19 protein-coding genes are annotated in these 17,835 nt (G+C 58.9%); 13 read left to right on the forward strand and 6 right to left on the reverse strand.

The window, feature by feature from the left end:
- Together AABC73_RS02395 and AABC73_RS02400 are read right to left on the reverse strand one after the other, a co-directional pair.
- On the reverse strand, window positions 1-570 hold the full coding sequence (locus tag AABC73_RS02395; RefSeq protein WP_341522296.1) for a chromate transporter: 570 nt from the start codon (window positions 568-570) through the stop codon (window positions 1-3).
- Window positions 571-591: 21 nt separating this feature from the next.
- The gene (locus AABC73_RS02400) at window positions 592-1,686 is read right to left on the reverse strand and encodes a TauD/TfdA family dioxygenase (protein ID WP_341522297.1); all 1,095 of its coding nucleotides are present in this window, start codon (window positions 1,684-1,686) and stop codon (window positions 592-594) included.
- A 339-nt stretch (window positions 1,687-2,025) separates the two neighbouring features.
- Here AABC73_RS02400 and mdcA point away from each other — a divergent pair, with 339 nt between their 5' ends.
- The 9 genes from mdcA to madM all read left to right on the forward strand — a co-directional run bounded on the left by mdcA (window position 2,026) and on the right by madM (window position 9,319).
- On the forward strand, window positions 2,026-3,702 hold the full coding sequence (gene mdcA, locus AABC73_RS02405) for a malonate decarboxylase subunit alpha (RefSeq protein ID WP_341522298.1): 1,677 nt from the start codon (window positions 2,026-2,028) through the stop codon (window positions 3,700-3,702).
- Window positions 3,702-4,583, forward strand: coding sequence for a triphosphoribosyl-dephospho-CoA synthase (locus AABC73_RS02410; RefSeq protein ID WP_341522299.1), 882 nt, complete (start codon window positions 3,702-3,704; stop codon window positions 4,581-4,583). Before mdcA ends, AABC73_RS02410 begins: the two co-directional genes overlap by 1 nt.
- Before the next feature lie 2 nt (window positions 4,584-4,585).
- Window positions 4,586-4,885, forward strand: coding sequence for a malonate decarboxylase subunit delta (locus AABC73_RS02415; protein WP_341522300.1), 300 nt, complete (start codon window positions 4,586-4,588; stop codon window positions 4,883-4,885).
- Window positions 4,878-5,729: a biotin-independent malonate decarboxylase subunit beta gene (locus tag AABC73_RS02420; RefSeq protein WP_341522301.1), complete on the forward strand. Its 852-nt coding sequence runs from the start codon at window positions 4,878-4,880 to the stop codon at window positions 5,727-5,729. The genes AABC73_RS02415 and AABC73_RS02420 overlap by 8 nt, the downstream gene beginning before the upstream one ends.
- Complete coding sequence (gene mdcE / locus AABC73_RS02425) at window positions 5,726-6,526, forward strand: biotin-independent malonate decarboxylase subunit gamma (RefSeq protein WP_341522302.1); 801 nt, start codon at window positions 5,726-5,728, stop codon at window positions 6,524-6,526. The genes AABC73_RS02420 and mdcE overlap by 4 nt, the downstream gene beginning before the upstream one ends.
- Window positions 6,527-7,153: a malonate decarboxylase holo-ACP synthase gene (locus AABC73_RS02430; RefSeq protein ID WP_341522303.1), complete on the forward strand. Its 627-nt coding sequence runs from the start codon at window positions 6,527-6,529 to the stop codon at window positions 7,151-7,153.
- Window positions 7,150-8,085 carry a malonate decarboxylase subunit epsilon gene (gene mdcH, locus AABC73_RS02435; RefSeq protein ID WP_341522304.1) on the forward strand — a complete coding sequence of 312 codons (936 nt, stop codon included), beginning with the start codon at window positions 7,150-7,152 and terminating at the stop codon, window positions 8,083-8,085. The genes AABC73_RS02430 and mdcH overlap by 4 nt, the downstream gene beginning before the upstream one ends.
- Before the next feature lie 71 nt (window positions 8,086-8,156).
- A complete protein-coding gene (gene madL / locus AABC73_RS02440; protein ID WP_341522305.1) occupies window positions 8,157-8,549 on the forward strand; it encodes a malonate transporter subunit MadL in 393 nt (130 codons plus the stop codon).
- A gap of 5 nt (window positions 8,550-8,554) precedes the next feature.
- Window positions 8,555-9,319: a malonate transporter subunit MadM gene (gene madM, locus AABC73_RS02445; RefSeq protein WP_341522306.1), complete on the forward strand. Its 765-nt coding sequence runs from the start codon at window positions 8,555-8,557 to the stop codon at window positions 9,317-9,319.
- Window positions 9,320-9,367: 48 nt separating this feature from the next.
- Here the strand turns inward: madM and AABC73_RS02450 are convergent, their stop codons facing one another.
- Window positions 9,368-10,285 carry a LysR substrate-binding domain-containing protein gene (locus AABC73_RS02450; protein WP_341522307.1) on the reverse strand — a complete coding sequence of 306 codons (918 nt, stop codon included), beginning with the start codon at window positions 10,283-10,285 and terminating at the stop codon, window positions 9,368-9,370.
- Between the two features lie 152 nt (window positions 10,286-10,437).
- On the opposite strand from AABC73_RS02450, the gene AABC73_RS02455 reads away from it, so the two are divergent.
- A complete protein-coding gene (locus AABC73_RS02455; protein WP_341522308.1) occupies window positions 10,438-11,055 on the forward strand; it encodes a hemolysin III family protein in 618 nt (205 codons plus the stop codon).
- 85 nt (window positions 11,056-11,140) lie between these two features.
- Here the strand turns inward: AABC73_RS02455 and AABC73_RS02460 are convergent, their stop codons facing one another.
- Both AABC73_RS02460 and AABC73_RS02465 read right to left on the reverse strand, forming a co-directional pair.
- A complete protein-coding gene (locus tag AABC73_RS02460) occupies window positions 11,141-11,860 on the reverse strand; it encodes a 16S rRNA (uracil(1498)-N(3))-methyltransferase (protein ID WP_341522309.1) in 720 nt (239 codons plus the stop codon).
- A 138-nt stretch (window positions 11,861-11,998) separates the two neighbouring features.
- Complete coding sequence (locus AABC73_RS02465; protein ID WP_341522310.1) at window positions 11,999-13,405, reverse strand: adenosylmethionine--8-amino-7-oxononanoate transaminase; 1,407 nt, start codon at window positions 13,403-13,405, stop codon at window positions 11,999-12,001.
- Between the two features lie 211 nt (window positions 13,406-13,616).
- Here AABC73_RS02465 and AABC73_RS02470 point away from each other — a divergent pair, with 211 nt between their 5' ends.
- A complete protein-coding gene (locus AABC73_RS02470; protein ID WP_341522311.1) occupies window positions 13,617-15,476 on the forward strand; it encodes an FAD-dependent oxidoreductase in 1,860 nt (619 codons plus the stop codon).
- A 328-nt stretch (window positions 15,477-15,804) separates the two neighbouring features.
- Here AABC73_RS02470 and AABC73_RS02475 read toward each other — a convergent pair whose 3' ends face one another.
- On the reverse strand, window positions 15,805-15,936 hold the full coding sequence (locus tag AABC73_RS02475; RefSeq protein ID WP_331149511.1) for a hypothetical protein: 132 nt from the start codon (window positions 15,934-15,936) through the stop codon (window positions 15,805-15,807).
- A 703-nt stretch (window positions 15,937-16,639) separates the two neighbouring features.
- Here AABC73_RS02475 and AABC73_RS02480 point away from each other — a divergent pair.
- Window positions 16,640-17,188 (forward strand): cytochrome b, encoded by a 549-nt coding sequence (locus AABC73_RS02480; protein WP_341522312.1) that lies wholly within the window; start codon window positions 16,640-16,642, stop codon window positions 17,186-17,188.
- A gap of 26 nt (window positions 17,189-17,214) precedes the next feature.
- Complete coding sequence (locus AABC73_RS02485) at window positions 17,215-17,811, forward strand: YceI family protein (protein ID WP_341522313.1); 597 nt, start codon at window positions 17,215-17,217, stop codon at window positions 17,809-17,811.
- Window positions 17,812-17,835 lie beyond the last annotated feature (24 nt).

The following is a 17,835-nucleotide window of genomic DNA, read 5'->3' on the forward strand; positions in this document are numbered from 1 at the left end:
TCAGCGTTGCGCGCTGGGTGAGCGAATGGAGTTGAGCGCTACCGAACACGGGATGCAAATCAACAGCACGGCCCAAAGCGGCAGCATCAGCAGCGCCATCAATATGAAGGTCAGGGCGAACGCGCTGTATTGCGCCACCGTGCGCGGTAAGGCACGCAACATGCGCAAGGTAACGCCCAACATCAGCCCGGTGGCGATCGGCGTGATGGCGCCGAATACCTGCTGCACTGCATCGTGATCCCACCATCTGGCATAGGCGAAACCGGCCAGCACGGTAATGATCGACGGGAACAAATACAGCCCGATCACCGCCGCGCTCGCGCCACGCAGGCCATGCAATTTGCGGCTGTAGATGATCCCGACATTGGCAATGTTCGGCCCCGGGAAAAACTGCCCGGTGGACAGCAGCTCATTGAATTGCTGCTCGCTGACCCAGCGCCTGCGATCAACCATCATCCGCCGCGCCCAAGGCAAAACCCCGCCAAAACCGCAAAGCCCGACCAAGGCAAAGTTATAGAAAATCTGCCACACGCTGGGTACAACGAGGTTGTCTTGCTCGGGCTGGGTCATGGTCGGCTCCACGAAACGGTGTCAGAAATTTACGCCGGTGAATTCTGCGATTGTTTTTTGGCAGGAAATTATTTCGGGCGTGGCTGTCCAGGCTTTGTAGCCGCCTCGATAGCTTCCCGGTTCAATTCTCCCGTAAGCCTCTCGGAAAGACTCTGGCAGCGGTCGGCTAAAGGGTGTCGCGAACCATTGACGGAATAGATGCCTTTTGCGATCCGTTGCTGCATGGTCTGCAAAACTGCGTCGAGCGTGACACACCACATGATTGTTCAAAAGCTGAAGGTCGCCTGGCCTCAGAGTGAATTCAAAGCAGTTTTTTGGATCGTTGGCGATTCGCTGGAACGCCTCGCAGGCATCAGTGACAACGCCGGAAAGTGGCGGTGCTTCTGGAAAGTTGCGACAGGCCAATATGCGCTGCTCGTAGAATCGCGCGGCAAAGATCCCGTGTTCGCAACTAAATACAGGGCACATGAAGAATTGGTCTTGAGTGTCTGGATCGTCGGCGAGTGCGGAAAATGGAAGCGGCTCGTAAAGGGCTTGTTGCCATTCGATATTTTCCACCCCCATCTGGTTGTGAATGGTCAGCATATTGGCAATACGTGACTGGCCGCCTTGCATTGCCGCACGACGGCACAGGACCGTCGCCAGATCAGATGAATCAACATGAAATTCCATGGCGGCATTCGTGGTGTGCTTGCGTAAACCCTGCGCCCCGGTTGCGCTATCTCTAACATCAACCAGCAACTGGGAGGCTGAATTTTGAATCAGTGGCACACCTAAATGCATGCCGATTCCCCAGGCCAGCAAGCGAGCATCCGCTTCGCTCAGTTGCTCTACCGGAAGGTTTCTCAGCAGAGCAACGCCCGTTCGTGTTTCACATATCAGCATTGCTCGCAGAAGTGTCTTGTGCAGCGTAGGCAAAGGAAAATCCTGCGGCGAGCATTGCAACAGCGGTTTACCGCAGCTAATCAACTTGGCCAGTGCCTGCTCGACTTCAATGACTTCTGCGGGTTTTAAGTTATGAATCCATTGCGATGAAGAGCTGCGCAAGTCTTTGGCAGTCCATGGGTAGTTTGAAATCAGAGAAGACGCTTGTGACAAAGAATTTTCATGGGACATCGCTAATCTCCCGATAAAGCATAACGATCCAGAAATTCGTTCCACGGGATGGCGATCGCTGAGCGCGTCATGACCATTGCCACTAGCCGCTGGTTTCGAAGTCTCCGGATTTTTCTCTATCACTTGTCAACGCAACCTCGTCGCCATGATGAACGATGTTTCTTGAACTGTTGTAGGCAACTGCTTACAACCGCAAATTGCACTTTGGTTCCTACACAAAGCCTCACTGCAACGGGGTTATTCATTACTCCAACCGTAACAATTCCACCGTTTGCTTGATTGATGCCCGACACCCTTCGCTTCTAAGGTGACCCACGACAGCGAATTCGTGGAGTGACCATGACAACAATAACGAACCCCGACGCGCGCTGGTCGCGTCGTCGCAGTGAAAAACAGCGGCGGCTCGAACAGGTGCGGCATCTTGCCGATGGTGTGGTGTTGCCGACCGATCAGATCGTCGCGGCGCTGGAAGCCTTGATGATGCCCGGCGACCGCGTGGTGCTGGAGGGCAACAACCAGAAACAGGCGGATTTCCTTTCCCGCTCGCTGGCCAAGGTTGACCCGGCCAAGCTCCACGACCTGCACATGATCATGCCCAGCGTCGGCCGTTCCGAGCATCTGGATCTGTTCGAACGCGGCATCGCCCGCAAGCTCGATTTCTCTTTCGCCGGTACGCAAAGCCTGCGCATCAGCCAGTTGCTGGAAGACGGCCTGCTGGAAATCGGTGCAATTCATACCTACATCGAGCTGTATTCGCGGCTGGTGGTCGACCTTATCCCCAACGTCGTGTTGTCGGCCGGTTTCATGGCCGACCGCGCGGGCAATATCTACACCGGGCCGAGCACCGAAGACACGCCTGCGCTGATCGAACCTGCCGCGTTCAGCGACGGCATCGTCATCGTCCAGGTCAATCAGCTGGTGGATGACGTCAGCGAGCTGCCTCGGGTTGATATTCCCGGCTCCTGGGTCGACTTCGTGGTGGTGGCCGACAAGCCGTTCTACATAGAGCCTTTATTCACCCGCGACCCACGCCATATCAAGCCGGTGCATGTGCTGATGGCGATGATGGCGATTCGTGGTATCTACGAAAAACACAACGTCCAGTCCCTGAACCACGGCATTGGTTTCAACACCGCCGCCATCGAGCTGATCCTGCCGACCTACGGCGAATCCCTCGGCTTGAAAGGCAAGATCTGCCGCAACTGGACCCTCAATCCGCACCCGACGCTGATCCCCGCCATCGAAAGCGGCTGGGTGGAAAGCGTGCATTGTTTCGGCACCGAACTGGGCATGGAAAATTACATCGCCGCGCGGCCTGATGTGTTCTTCACCGGCCGTGACGGTTCGCTGCGTTCCAACCGCATGATGTGCCAGCTGGCCGGGCAATACGCCGTGGATCTGTTCATCGGCGCGACCTTGCAGGTCGATGGCGACGGGCATTCCTCCACCGTGACGCGCGGACGTCTCGCGGGTTTCGGTGGTGCGCCAAACATGGGCCACGATCCCCACGGTCGTCGCCATCCGACGCCCGCCTGGCTGGACATGCGCCAGCAAAGCGGCGATGGCCCGGACGCTTATCTTGAACGCGGCAAAAAGCTCGTCGTGCAGATGGTCGAAACCTTCCAGGAAGGCGGCAAACCCACCTTCGTCGAAACCCTCGATGCCGTGGAAGTGGCGAAGAAAAGCGGCATGCCGCTGGCGCCGATCATGATCTACGGCGATGACGTCACCCACCTGCTCACCGAAGAAGGCATCGCTTATCTGTACAAGGCGCGCAGCCTGGAAGAACGCCAGGCGATGATCGCCGCCGTCGCTGGCGTCACCGTGATCGGCCTGCGCCACAACCCCAAAGACACCGCCCGCATGCGCCGTGAAGGTTTGATTGCGTTGCCCGAAGACCTGGGGATTCGTCGCACCGACGCCAGCCGCGAATTGCTCGCTGCCAAGAGCATCGGCGATCTGGTCCAGTGGTCAGGCGGTTTGTACAACCCGCCCGCCAAATTCAGGAGCTGGTAATGAGCGCACTCGCCCGCAATACCGAATCTGAGCGGCTGTCGCTCGCCGATCACCTGGCGGATCTCGCCGTGGAAGCGCTGATCGACGAAGCTGACTTGTCACCCAAACCCGCGCTGGTCGACCGACGTGGCAGCGGCGCCCACAGCGATTTGCATCTGGGTTTGATGCACGCATCGGCGTTGTCGCTGTGGCCCGCGTTCAAGGAAATGGCCGAAGCCGCCATGGAATTTGGCGTCATCGGCCAACCCTTGCGCGAAGCCTTGGGGCGCATTGGTCGCGAAGGCGAAGCCGCCATGCTGCACACCACCGAAGGCGTGAACACTCATCGCGGCGCGATCTGGGCCTTGGGTTTGCTGGTGACCGCAGCGGCACTGGAACCGGAAAACTGCAGCGCCGCGAGCCTCAGCCTGCGCGCGGCCAAGCTGGCGCTGATCGATGATCGCCATGTCATCGCCCAAGCCAGTCACGGCCAACAGGTTGCCCGTCGTTATGGCGCCATGGGCGCGAAAGAACAGGCGCAACTGGGCTTTCCGGCGGTCATGCAATTCGGTCTGCCGCAGCTGCAACGCAGCCGCGCCACCGGCCATGGCGAGCAAAACGCGCGACTCGATGCCTTGCTGGCGATCATGACCACCCTGAGCGATACCTGCGTGCTGTATCGCGCCGGCACCGCAGGGCTGAACGTCATGCAACACGGCGCGCAACGGGTGCTGGACGCCGGTGGCAGCGCGAGCCTCAGCGGTCGGCGCTGCCTGCACGAACTGGATCAGCAATTGTTGCAGCTCAACGCATCGCCCGGTGGCGCGGCTGATTTGCTCGCCGCCTGCCTGTTCATCGATAGCCTGGAGCCCGCGCTCGGCCATCCATCGAGGAGTGTTTGATCATGGAAACCTTGTCTTTTGAATTCACCGCCGGCCAGCCGCCCATCAACCGCGCGCTGGTCGGTTGCGTCGGTTCGGGTGATCTGGAAGTGCTGCTGGAGCCCGGTGTGCCGGGCACGTTGTCGATTAATGTGGTGACCTCGGTGAATGGTGCTTCGGCCCGTTGGCAGCATCTGTTTCAGCGCATGTTCGACGGCCAGACGCCGCCTGCCATGACCGTCGATATTCACGATTTCGGCGCTACGCCTGGTGTGGTGCGCTTGCGTCTGGAACAGGGTTTCGAGGAGGTCGGTCATGACTGATGTCGCGCGTTTGTTGAGTCAACACAGCTTCATCGAACTGGGCGCTCGCCAGCGCGCGCAAGCGCTGCTCGATCCGGGCAGCTTTCGCGAACTGGTCGGCCCGTTCGAGCGCCTGATGTCGCCCTGGCTGATCAAGCAAGGCATCGTCGCCCAGGCTGATGATGGCGTGATCGTCGCAAAAGGCACCGTTGCCGGTTTGCCAGTGGTGATTGCCGCCATTGAAGGCGCATTTCAGGGCGGCAGCATGGGCGAAGTCGGCGGCGCAAAAATGGCCGGTGCTCTGGAACTGGCCGCTGAAGACAACCGCAACGGCATCCCCACCGCAGCGATCCTGCTGCTGGAAACCGGCGGCGTGCGCTTGCAGGAAGCCAATCTCGGACTGGCCGCGATTGCCGAGATTCACGCGGCGATTGTCGACCTGCGTCAGTACCAGCCGGTGGTTGGCGTGGTGGCGGGCAGCGTGGGTTGTTTTGGTGGCATGTCCATCGCAGCGGGTTTGTGCAGTTATCTGCTGGTGACTCAGGAAGCACGACTGGGCCTGAACGGCCCGCAGGTCATCGAGCAGGAAGCCGGGATCGAAGAATACGATTCTCGCGACCGGCCCTTCATCTGGAGCCTGACCGGAGGCGAGCAGCGCTTTGCCAGTCACCTGGTAGACGGTTTCGCCGCCGATGACGTGCAGGACATTCGTACTCAAGTGACCGCCTGGATCAAGCAAGGCGTGCCGACCGGAAACCGCAGCGGCCAGCACGAGCTGTTTTTGCAGCGACTGGCGCGGCTCGACACTCAAGCGCAGATCGACCCGTTGACCGTGCGCGATCTGTATCAAGGAGCCCAATCATGAGCGCTTCCTCACGTGGTTTGAACTGGTTCAAGGCGCTCAGCGCCAACGCCGTCGAAGTGGCGGGCTTGCCACATTCGATCAAGGCCGCCGATGGTGTGTTGGGTGATCAGCCGGTGCGTTTTCTGGCCGTGGTGGCCGATGTCGAGAATCGCTTCCCTCGGGCGCGCAACGGCGAAGTCGGCCTGCTGGAAGGCTGGGGCCTGGCCAAGGCCGTGGATTCTGCCATCGAACTGGATCGTGACAACGAACACAAACGCGCGCTGATTGCCATCGTCGATGTGCCGAGCCAGGCTTACGGTCGACGCGAAGAAGCGCTGGGCATTCATCAAGCGCTGGCGGGCGCAGTGGACAGTTATGCCCGCGCACGTCTGGCCGGGCATCCGGTGATTGGCCTGTTGGTGGGCAAAGCCATGTCAGGTGCCTTTTTGGCCCACGGTTATCAGGCCAACCGGCTGATTGCCCTGCGCGATCCGGGCGTCATGGTGCATGCCATGGGCAAGGAATCCGCCGCGCGCGTCACCTTGCGCAGCGTCGAGGAGCTGGAAAAACTCGCCGCGAGCATTCCGCCCATGGCCTACGACATCGAGAACTTCGCCAGCCTCGGCCTGCTCTGGGAAACCTTGTCGGTGAGCCAGATCGAACAGCCCACCGCACAGGATTTGACTCAGGTTCAGGACGTGCTGCGCAGCGCCATCAAAGACGTGCAAACCACCGGCAGCGACTTGCGCAGCCGTCTTGGCGCGAGCAATCGCCAGGCGTCGAGCAAAGTGCGCGAATTGCTGCGGGCGCAGTGGTAAATGAACGCTGAACGGACGGTGCTGGCCCATGATTTGTTGTGGGGCCTGCCCGTGTCCGCGCTGGCGGACGACGCGCCGGATTGGGTGATCGAAGCTGCGCGCTTCGGGCATCCGGTTGTGGTGCGCCGGGCATTGGCGCCGGTTGGGCATGTTGCCGTCGGCGTGCGCGGGCCGCGTCGCGAGCAGCGCTATGCGACGTTCATGGCGCTGGCTGATGTGCAGCGTTGCGTGCGGCCCGAGCAACTGACAGATGCGGTCGGCGAAAACGATTGGCCCGCGTTGCAGGCCTTGGCGCAGATCCTCCCGCTGATGAACGCCTTGGGCCTGATCTGGGGCGTCAGCGGCAGTGCCGGATTCGAACTGGCCAGCGGCATTGCTGCATTGCACGAGCACAGCGATCTGGACTTGATCCTGCGCACCCCGGATTTCGTCAGCCGTGGTTGGGCTGCCGAGTTGGTGCAAAAGCTGGATGTCGCGGTGTGTCACGTCGACGTGCAACTGCAAACCCCATTCGGGGCAGTCGCCTTGCGCGAATGGGCGGGCGCATCGCGTCAGGTGTTGCTCAAATCTGCCAGGGGTGCCGAGTTGGTGGCTCAGCCTTGGCTGCTGCAAGAGGTGTGCGCATGAGCAGCCTTTGGGTGTTCCCCGGTCAGGGCGCGCAACAAAACGGCATGTTGCAGCAATTGCCCGACGAACAATCCGTACGCCATTGTTTGAGCGAAGCCAGCGCTGCACTGGATGAAGACGTTTTGCTGCTCGACTCAGAACTGGCGCTGCAATCGACCCGCGCCGTTCAGCTGTGCCTGTTGATCGCTGGCGTGGCCTATGCCCGGATGTTGCAGGCGCAGGGCTGCGAGCCGGATTACCTGGCAGGGTTGTCCATCGGGGCTTATCCGGCGGCGGTAATAGCGGGTTCGTTGAAGTTCGAAGATGCCGTGCGGCTTGTCGCCTTGCGCGGCCAGTTGATGCAGGACGCGTATCCCGAAGGCTACGGCATGACCGCGATCATCGGCCTCGATCAACACGCGCTTGAAACATTGATCGCCGAGATTCACAGCGCTTCAACGCCGGTTTTTCTGGCGAATCTCAATGCCGACAATCAGTTCGTGATTGCCGGCAGTGTCGAGGCCATGGCCTCGGTGGCGCAGCGGGCCAAAGCCAGCGGCGCGGCAGCGGCCAAGCGTCTGGCGGTGAGCGTGCCGTCCCACTGCGCGTTGCTCGAACAACCGGCGCAAACCCTGGCGGCGGCGTTGGCTGACGTCACGGTCAACGCGCCGCGAATTCGTTATCTGAGCGGCACTACCGCGCGGCCGATTCTGAGCGCCGACAAGCTGCGCGATGATCTGGCTTTCAACATGTGCCGGGTCATCGACTGGCGCAGCACCGTGCAGACCGCTTACGAGCGCGGCGTGCGCCTGCACATCGAATTACCGCCGGGCACCGTGTTGACGGGGCTGGCGCGCAAAGTGTTCGAACAAGGCACGGCAATCGCCTTTCAAGGCGCTCGCCTGGACAGTCTGGTCGCGCTGTCGCGTGAGGAGGGCCGCCGCAACCCATAGAGAGCGCCCGTGCAGCTGCTACGAAGGACAAAAACAACAACTTCAGCAATGCAAACAGAGGAATAACAATAATGATTATCTACGGTGTGGCGTTTCTGGCGTTTTGTACGCTGGCAGGTATTTTTATCGGTGAAGTGCTCGGCAAGTTGATCGGCGTGCCCGCGAATGTCGGCGGCGTCGGTATTGCCATGCTGCTGCTGATCGGGCTTGGCAGTTACCTGAGCAAAAAGGGTCTGTTCAAGGGGAAGACCGAGCAGGGCATCGAGTTCTGGAGTGCAATCTACATCCCCATCGTAGTTGCGATGGCTGCGCAGCAAAATGTCTACGGGGCGCTTAAGGGCGGACCTATGGCGATCCTCGCAGGAACATTGGCAGTGGCCATCGCTTTCGCGCTGGTTCCGGTCCTGACACGCATGGGCAAAGGACAGCCTGAAGTGACCGTCCCCACCAAGACAGTAGGGTGAGCGCCATGTACGAGTCTTTGGTTAAAGTCGTCAGTAGCTATGGTTTGTTAAGCGGTTTTGCCGTGATTGGCATCACCATGTGGGTGTCTTACTGGATCTCGGACACCTTCACTAAAGGGCGATTGCATGGCTCTGCAATCGCCATTCTGTTGGGGTTGGTGTTGTCTTACATTGGCGGTGCAATGACGGGCGGCCAGAAGGGGATTGTCGATTTACCTTTGTTGTCGGGCATTGGCCTGCTTGGCGGTGCGATGCTGCGGGACTTTGCAATTGTCGCTACCGCGTTCGGCGTCAACGTCAACGAACTCAAGCGTGCGGGGTATGTTGGCGTGCTGTCGCTGTTCGTCGGCATTGGTATTTCGTTTATCGCCGGGGTCGGGGTTGCCAGTGCTTTCGGCTACACGGATGCGGTCAGCCTGACCACCATCGGCGCAGGAGCTGTGACTTATATCGTCGGACCAGTCACGGGAGCGGCCATTGGCGCCAGCTCCGAAGTGATGGCTTTGTCGATTGCAGCCGGTTTGATCAAGGCTATTCTGGTGATGGTCGCAACGCCGTTTGTGGCACCGTTCATTGGCTTGAACAACCCGCGCAGTGCGGTGATCTTTGGTGGCTTGATGGGAACCTCAAGCGGGGTGGCTGGCGGTCTGGCGGCAACTGACCCTAAATTGGTGCCTTACGGATGCCTGACTGCGGCTTTCTATACCGCACTTGGCTGTCTGCTGGGGCCTTCGCTATTGTTCATGATCATGCGCGGATTATTCGGCTAGCCAGCCAGTCCGCCTTGGTCAGCCATGGGCCAAGGCGGTTATCGCGCGTCATGACAGCTGCCGATTGCTGTACATCCGGCATTCCGCGACCAACGCCAGCAGATTAGGGTCTCGCTCGCGGGATTTGAGGAACACCAGGCCGATGTGCTGCTGCATGTGATAACGCGCCTGCAGCGGGATCAGGCGCACGCGGTTTTCGTAGACGGCCGCGATGCGTCCCGGCAGCAGGGCATAACCCACGCCTGAGCTGACCATGCTCAGCAGAGTAAAAATGTCGTTAACCTGCATCGCCACTTTCGGTTCAAACCCCGCCCGCTGAAACACCCGCGCGCCATCGCGGTGGGTGGCGAAGCCTTGGGTGAGGGTGATGAACGTCGCCTCACGCAGATCACTGAGGTCGACTTCGCTGTGTTGCGAAAACGGCGAATCGGCTGGTGCCGCCAGGAAAATGTCGTCGGAAAACAGCGGCAAGTGCTCGCAATCCGGGTCGTTGACGCTTTCGTCCAGCGACACCAGGATGGCGTCCACTTCCATGTTCTTCAGCTTGTAGAACAGGTCGATATTCGAGCCCAGAATCAAGTCGATATTCAGCTCGCTGCGGCGGATTTTCAGACCCATGATCAATTGCGGCACAGTCTTGACTGTCAACGAATACAGCGCGCCCAGCTTGAAACGCGCCGCCGAGAAACCGGCCGCTTGCCGCGTAAGTTCGACAGTGGCGAGCACGTCCTGGATCAGCTTCTGCGCGCGCTCTTCCAGCACATAGGCGCTTTCCAGCGGCGTCAGATTGCGTCCTTCGTGTTTGAACAGCGGGCAGCGCAAGGCACTTTCCAGAGAATGAATCGCCCTGTGTACGCTGACATTGCTGGTCTGCAACTCGGCGGCCGCCCGGGCGAGGTTGCCAGTGCGCATGAAGGCCAGGAAAATTTCCAGCTTCTTGAGGGTCAACTCATCGTCGATTTGCATGGCTGAGGTTTCTTGTTCGAATGCTAGCGATTGTGCCCAAGTCATGAGCTGCTGGCTGCACTAAATTCCCGGTCGGCGCATGCGCGGGTTGCGCTGCGGGTGTTTAACCTAGAGCCTTGCGCAGCGATTCTGCTCAGCGAGGTAGTGTGCGGATGTATTACGGAGAAAAATTCAACGCCTGGTCGCATCTGGTCGGCGCCGTGCTGGCGTTGGTTGGCGCGGTCTGGTTGCTGGTGTATGCGAGTTTGTACGGCGATGTGTGGAAAGTCGTCAGCATGGCGATTTATGGCGCAACGCTGGTGACCTTGTACAGCGCGTCAACGGTGTACCACAGCGTTCGCGGGCGGGCGAAACAGATCATGCAGAAGGTTGATCACTTTTCGATCTATCTGCTGATTGCCGGCAGCTACACGCCGTTTTGCCTGGTCACGCTGCGCGGCGCGTGGGGCTGGACGTTGTTCGGCATCGTCTGGGGCCTGGCGATCATCGGCATCCTGCAGGAAATCAAACCGCGCTCCGAAGCGCGGGTGATGTCCATCGTCATCTATGCGGTGATGGGCTGGATTGTGCTGGTGGCAGTCAAACCGTTGCTGGCGGCATTGGGCACAGCAGGCTTTAGCTTCCTGGCAGCGGGCGGCGCGTTGTACACCATCGGCATCATTTTCTTCGCCTATGACACACGCTTTCGCCATTGGCACGGGATCTGGCATCTGTTTGTCATCGCCGGAAGCCTGCTGCACTTTGTGGCGATTTGTTTTTATGTGCTTTGAATCGCGCAACCGTGGGACCGGATTCATCCGGGAAAATGCCCTCCCGGCTGAAGCTGGTCCTGCAGTTGGCTGCTGGAAGATATTTTTAAAAATCCCCCCACAACTGCTGCGCCACGCTCAGCGCTACGATCGGTGCAGTTTCAGTGCGCAGCACGCGCGGGCCGAGGCGGGCGGCGTGGAAGCCGGCGTCCTTGGCCTGATCGACTTCAGCGTCGTTCAAGCCGCCTTCCGGGCCGATCAGGAACGCCAGCGAGTTCGGCTTGCTGTGGCTGGTCAGCGGTTCGGCGACCGGGTGCAGCACCAGTTTCAGGTCGGCTTCGGTACGTTTGAGCCAGTCGGCCAGCGCCATCGGCGGATGAATCACCGGCACCACTGAACGACCACATTGCTCGCAGGCGCTGATTGCAATCTGTTGCCAATGCAGCTGACGCTTTTCCGCGCGGTCGTCCTTGAGACGCACTTCGCAGCGCTCGCTGACAATTGGCGTGATCTGCGTGACGCCCAGTTCGGTGGCTTTCTGAATCGCCCAGTCCATGCGTTCGCCACGAGACAAACCCTGGCCCAGATGGATCAGCAGCGGGGATTCGGTCTGGCCGGCGAAGGTTTCGTTGAGCTGCACCCGCACGCGTTTCTTGCCGACTTCCAGCAAGGTGCCGCGAAACTCCTGCCCCGAACCGTCGAACAGTTGCAGCGCATCACCCTCGGCCATGCGCAACACGCGCCCGATGTAATGCGCCTGGGCTTCAGGCAATTCGTGTTCGCCGAGGCTCAGGGGGGCGTCGATGAAAAAGCGTGACAGTCTCATGGTGGGTCTCTGAATGATGTGAACGTCTGCGTTATTTGGGTGGCTTTGATGATGTTTTCGCGAGCAAGCTCGCTCCCACAAAGGTCAGCTTTTCCTGTGGGAGCGAGCTTGCTCGCGAAGGCGGCGAAGAACTTGCCTTTAACCCGGATCACGGAAGTCGGGATGAAAATTCTCGCGCACGGCAACGCTGATGCTGGTACGCGTCGCGATATCAATGCCTTCGGTCGCCACTTCGGCGAGGAAGTCGATCTGTTCCGGGGTGATCACATACGGCGGCAGGAAATACACCACGCTACCCAGCGGTCGCAACAGCGCGCCGCGTTCCAGGGCGTGCTGGAAAACTTTCAAACCACGGCGCTCTTGCCACGGATAGGCGGTTTTGGTTGCCTTGTCCTGCACCATTTCGATGGCCACGGCCATGCCGGTCTGGCGCACTTCGGCCACGTTCGGGTGGTCCGCAAGGTGCGCCGTGGCGGTTTTCATGCGTTGGGCCAAGGCTTTGTTGTTCTCGATGACGTTGTCCTGCTCGAAGATATCCAGCGTAGCCAATGCCGCCGCACACGCCAGCGGGTTGCCGGTGTAGCTGTGGGAATGCAGGAAGGCCCGCAAGGTTGGATAGTCGTCGTAGAACGCGTCGTACACATCATCGGTGGTGATGCAGGCCGCCAACGGCAGATAACCGCCGGTCAACGCCTTGGACAGGCACAGGAAATCCGGGCGGATGCCGGCCTGTTCGCACGCAAACATGGTGCCGGTGCGACCAAAACCCACGGCGATTTCATCGTGAATCAGATGCACGCCGTAACGGTCGCAGGCATCGCGCAGCAGTTTGAGGTAGATCGGGTCGTACATGCGCATGCCGCCCGCGCCCTGGATCAACGGCTCGACGATGACCGCTGCAACCGTGTCATGGTGTTCGGCGAGGGTTTGTTCCATGGCGGCGAACATGTTGCGCGAGTGTTCTTCCCAGCTCATGCCTTCGGGGCGGTGATAACAGTCGGGGCTCGGCACCTTGATGGTGTCCAGCAGCAGCGCCTTGTAGGTTTCGGTGAACAGCGGCACATCGCCCACCGACATCGCGGCCATGGTTTCGCCGTGATAGCTGTTGGTCAGGGTGACGAAGCGCTTCTTGTCCGGTTTGCCGCGATTGAGCCAGTAATGAAAGCTCATTTTCAAGGCGACTTCGATGCAGGACGAACCGTTGTCGGAGTAGAAGCAACGAGTCAGGCCGTCCGGCGTCATTTTGACCAGACGCTCGGAAAGTTCGATCACCGGTTGATGACTGAAACCCGCCAGAATCACGTGCTCCAGCTGGTCGACCTGATCCTTGATGCGTTGATTGATGCGCGGATTGGCATGGCCGAACACATTGACCCACCAGGAGCTCACGGCGTCCAGGTAACGCTTGCCTTCAAAGTCCTCCAGCCAGACGCCTTCGCCGCGCTTGATGGGGATCAGCGGCAGGTTTTCGTGATCTTTCATCTGGGTGCAGGGGTGCCACAGGACCGCGAGGTCGCGTTGCATCCACTGATTATTCAAGCCCATTGGTTATCTCCGAGTGACGGCTCGCATGGCGCGAGGACGAACAATCGCGCAAGCCTATGCAATGCCCGGCTGCGGGACAACCTCTTGTGCGTAATGGCCTCGTGCTTAGAGCGCTGGCAGGCCCGCAATGGCTGGCGTATCCTTCGCGGCTCTTCGACGTCTCGGGCTTGGTTTTCCGAAACTTCCTACGTTTTATTTCGGAGTTCGCTGAATGCTTTCTGGTTGGCTGCGCGCCTGTGCGCTAGTGGTAGTTGGGCTGGTCAGCGTTTCGGCGCTCGCTATTGAAAAACAACATACAGCCATCGTCGTCGGTGGCGGACTGGCGGGCCTGACGGCGGCCTACGAGCTGCAAGGCAAAGGCTGGCAAGTCACGCTGCTGGAAGCCAAACCCAACCTGGGCGGCCGCTCCGGTCTGGCGACCAGCGAGTGGATCGGCAACAGCAAGGCTCAGCCAGTGCTGAACCAGTACCTGAACCAGTTCAAGCTCGCCAGCGTGCCCGCGCCTGAGTTTGTGCGCACGCCGAGTTATCTGATCGACGGTGTTTATTTCACCAAGGCCGAACTGGCCCTCAAGCAACCGGCCACCGCCGAAGCGATGAAGCGTTACGAGGAAACCCTCGATAACCTCGCGCGTTCGATCAGCGATCCGGAAAACCCGGCCGCCAACAGCACGCTGTTTGCCCTGGACCAGATCAACGTGGCGAACTGGCTGGATCGTCTTTCCTTGCCGGCCACCGCGCGTCAGCTGATCAATCAGCAGATTCGTACCCGTTATGACGAGCCTTCGCGCCTGTCGCTGCTGTATTTCGCACAGCAATCACGGGTCAATCGCGACATTGAAGACCGTGACTTCCGCGCCGCTCGTCTGCCTGGCGGCAGCGCTGTGCTGGTCGAATCGTTCGTGAAGCAGATCAAGGCGATCAAAACCAACTCGCCGGTTTCCGCGATCATCCAGGAAAAGGATGGCGTGACAGTCAAGGTTGGCGCAGTCGGTTACAGCGCTGACTACGTGGTGGTCGCCGTGCCATTGCGGGCGTTGAACAAGATCCAGATGACCCCGGCGCTGGACGCTCAGCACTTGGGCGCGATCAAGAGCACCAACTATGGCTGGCGCGACCAGATCATGCTCAAGTTCAAGACGCCAGTCTGGGACAGCAAGGCGCGTTTGTCGGGCGAGATCTACAGCAACACCGGCCTGGGCATGCTCTGGATCGAGCCTGCACTTAAAGGTGGCGCCAATGTGGTGATCAACCTGTCCGGCGATAACGCGCGGATCATGCAGTCGTTCGGCGACAAACAACTGGTGGACCAGGTACTGATTCGTCTGCACGCGTTCTACCCGCAGGCGCGTGGCGCTTACACCGGTTACGAAATCCGTCGCTACAGCGTCGATCCTTCGACAGGCGGCGCTTACCTGGCATTCGGTCCGGGGCAGATCAGCAAGTACTGGCGCCTGTGGGAAAAGCCTGTTCAGCGTGTAGCTTTCGCTGGCGAGCACACCGACACAATGTTCCCGGGTACGCTGGAAGGTGCCTTGCGCACGGGTCAGCGTGCAGCCAGCCAGGTGCAGGATCTGGCGGCTGGCAAGTCGTTCGAACCGGTCAAGGTCGTTCCGGCTGCGGCACCGACTGCTCCGAAAGCATCCGGCGGCAACTTCTTCAGCAACCTGTTTGGCGGTTCGTCTGACAAGGCTGAAGCGAAGAAACCAGAACCGGCCAAACCAGCCGACACCGCCAAGCCGCAAGAGAAGAAGGGCTTCTTCTCGCGTCTGTTCGGCGGTTCCGACGAGCCGGCTGCACAGCCTGTCGAGAAAGCGCCAGAGCCGGTACCGGCTCCAGTGGTAGCTCCGGTAGTTGCGCCAGTGGTTGAACCGGCCAAGCCTGAGCCTGCCAAGGTGGAACCGGCGAAAAAAGCGCCAGTGAAGAAGACGCCGGCCAAAGAGCCTGCGAAGAAAGCACCGGCCAAGCCTGTGACGCACAAGGCTGCGGCCAAGACCGAGCCCGCCAAAAAGGCCCCGGTGAAAGCCAAGACCGAAGCAGCACCGGCGCCAGCGGCAGATCCGAAAAACTGATCCTGCTGGGGCAACAATGAAAAAGGGCGCGGTTTTTATACCGCGCCCTTTTTTTGTCTGTTTTTTGCGTGGAACTGGCGTTAGCCGGAAGACGGCGAGTACATCTGCCATATTTGCTTCGTCCGCAACGAAGCCCTCCCGGCTAAAGCCGCTCCTACGCAGACTGTGTGAAAACGTCACGAGCGAAGGCAAGACAAGGCAAGACAAGGCAAAAACAGGCGGAAAAGCGGAGTCTAGGTGTTCTAAATGAGCATTTTCCGCCTGTTTTTAACGCAGTATTGTCGAGCGCAGTAGTTTTCACACAGTCTGTACGGCTTGAATTGCAGCATCATTTGGCTTCGGTGGTGATAAAGCTTTTATGCCCTTCAGTGCGCCGCGCTTCTTTCAACATCCACTGTGGCTCGCCTCGGCATTTGTATTTCACGCCCTTGCGACGCGCCATGGCGCTGACTGTTTCCATACATTCTTCTTTCGACGCATAAGCCTCGCCAGGCCTACGTTCATCCACACAACCTTCCATTCCACTGCACATTGTCATAACGACAAAATAAACAGTCATCATCGCGGTGTTGCTCCATTGATCGCTGCGATCTAAACGTCCTGCGCCGGTCCTCGTTAACTGTCTGAGGCACTGATAGCAGTGATTGATTTGGCACGTGAAGGGCGGTGACAGGCGCTCCCTTTGCAGTCCTGGGAAGAATGCTGAGGCTTATCAAGTGGCCGAACAATGGCCCAAGGCTTCCATCCGTCGGAATAACGTCACTATTATTGCTTTTGCTGGAGGGCGTCATTTTGGCGTTACAGGTTTACGCCATAAAATTGACTTTTCTCTGTGTTGATTAGAGTTACAGCTTGATTGGCGTGCTGGTCCCTGGCTTGAACAACCCGGGAAAAACTGGCCCGCGCTGCCGCTCATCTGGGCCGATTGGCCGATGGTCATGACGTGGTTTTGTTGGATGGGATTTATCAGGATGCTGCGGCCCTGTAACAACGCTGAAGCGGTTTTAGCGGTGTGAAGGTGGTAGGTCGAGTCAGGGAAGCCCTGGAAACGAAAATGCGAATCAGGTAACAATCGTATTTCTCGATATTTCCGAGCGAAATTTTGCGCTTTCATTCGATAGATAAAAAGTTAGTCTGGTATCACTTCCTACAAGGTAATGGCAATGCAGCTACGCAACTCTTCCTCTCGCTACGGTCTGGTCAGCATGGCGCTGCACTGGGGTGTAGCTGTCGCAGTGTTTGGTCTGTTTGCGCTTGGGCTCTGGATGGTCGGCCTCGATTATTACGACGGCTGGCGCAAGGCCGGTCCTGATCTGCACAAGAGTATTGGCATCACGTTGTTCGCTGTCATGTTGATCCGCATCGTGTGGCGCTTGCTCAGCCCACCACCGCCTGCCCTGGCCAGTTATGGCAAGTGGACGCGGATCGGCGCGACATTCGGTCATTTGTTTCTGTACGTCGGTCTGTTTGCCGTGATGTTCGCCGGTTACCTCATTTCCACCGCCGACGGCGTGGGGATTCCGGTGTTTGGCTTGTTCGAGATCCCTGCTTTGATCAGCAGCCTTCCCGATCAGGCGGACAACGCGGGCACGGTTCATTTGTATCTGGCCTGGGTGCTCGTGATCTTCGCGGGGCTTCATGGTCTTGCTGCGTTGAAACACCACTTTATTGATCGCGATGTGACCATCAAACGTATGTTGGGCCGCACTTAATTGTTCAACCACAAAGGGAATACAGCATGTTGAAGAAGACTCTCGCCGCTCTGGCTCTGGGTACCGCACTATTGTCCGCCGGACAGGCGATGGCCGCTGATTACACAATCGACAAAGAGCAGCAACACGCTTTCATCAATTTCAAAATCAGCCACTTGGGCTACAGCTTCATCTACGGCACATTCAAGGACTGGAGCGGTACGTTCAGCTTCGACGCTGCCAAGCCTGAAGACAGCAAAATCAGCATCGACCTGAAAACCGCCAGCGTTTTCACCAACCATGCTGAACGTGACAAGCACATCAGCAGCAAGGATTTCCTGGACGTAGCGACCTATCCGGACGCCAAGTTCGTGTCCACCAAAGTCGTGACTACCGGCAAAAATGCTGACGGCAAAGTGACTGCTGATGTCACCGGCGACCTGACCTTCCACGGCGTAACCAAGCCGGTTGTGGTCAAGACCGTGTTCCTGGGCGAAGGCAAGGATCCATGGGGCGGCTACCGCGCTGGCTTTGAAGGCACCACTTCGATCAAACGTTCCGATTTCGGCAAGATGATGGACCTGGGTCCACAATCTGACACGCTGGACCTGGACATCAGCTTCGAAGGCGTCAAAGCCAAGTAATTACTGGCTGCTTGAAAAATCGCC

This window comes from Pseudomonas sp. G.S.17 (assembly GCF_038096165.1).
Taxonomy (GTDB): Bacteria; Pseudomonadota; Gammaproteobacteria; order Pseudomonadales; family Pseudomonadaceae; genus Aquipseudomonas.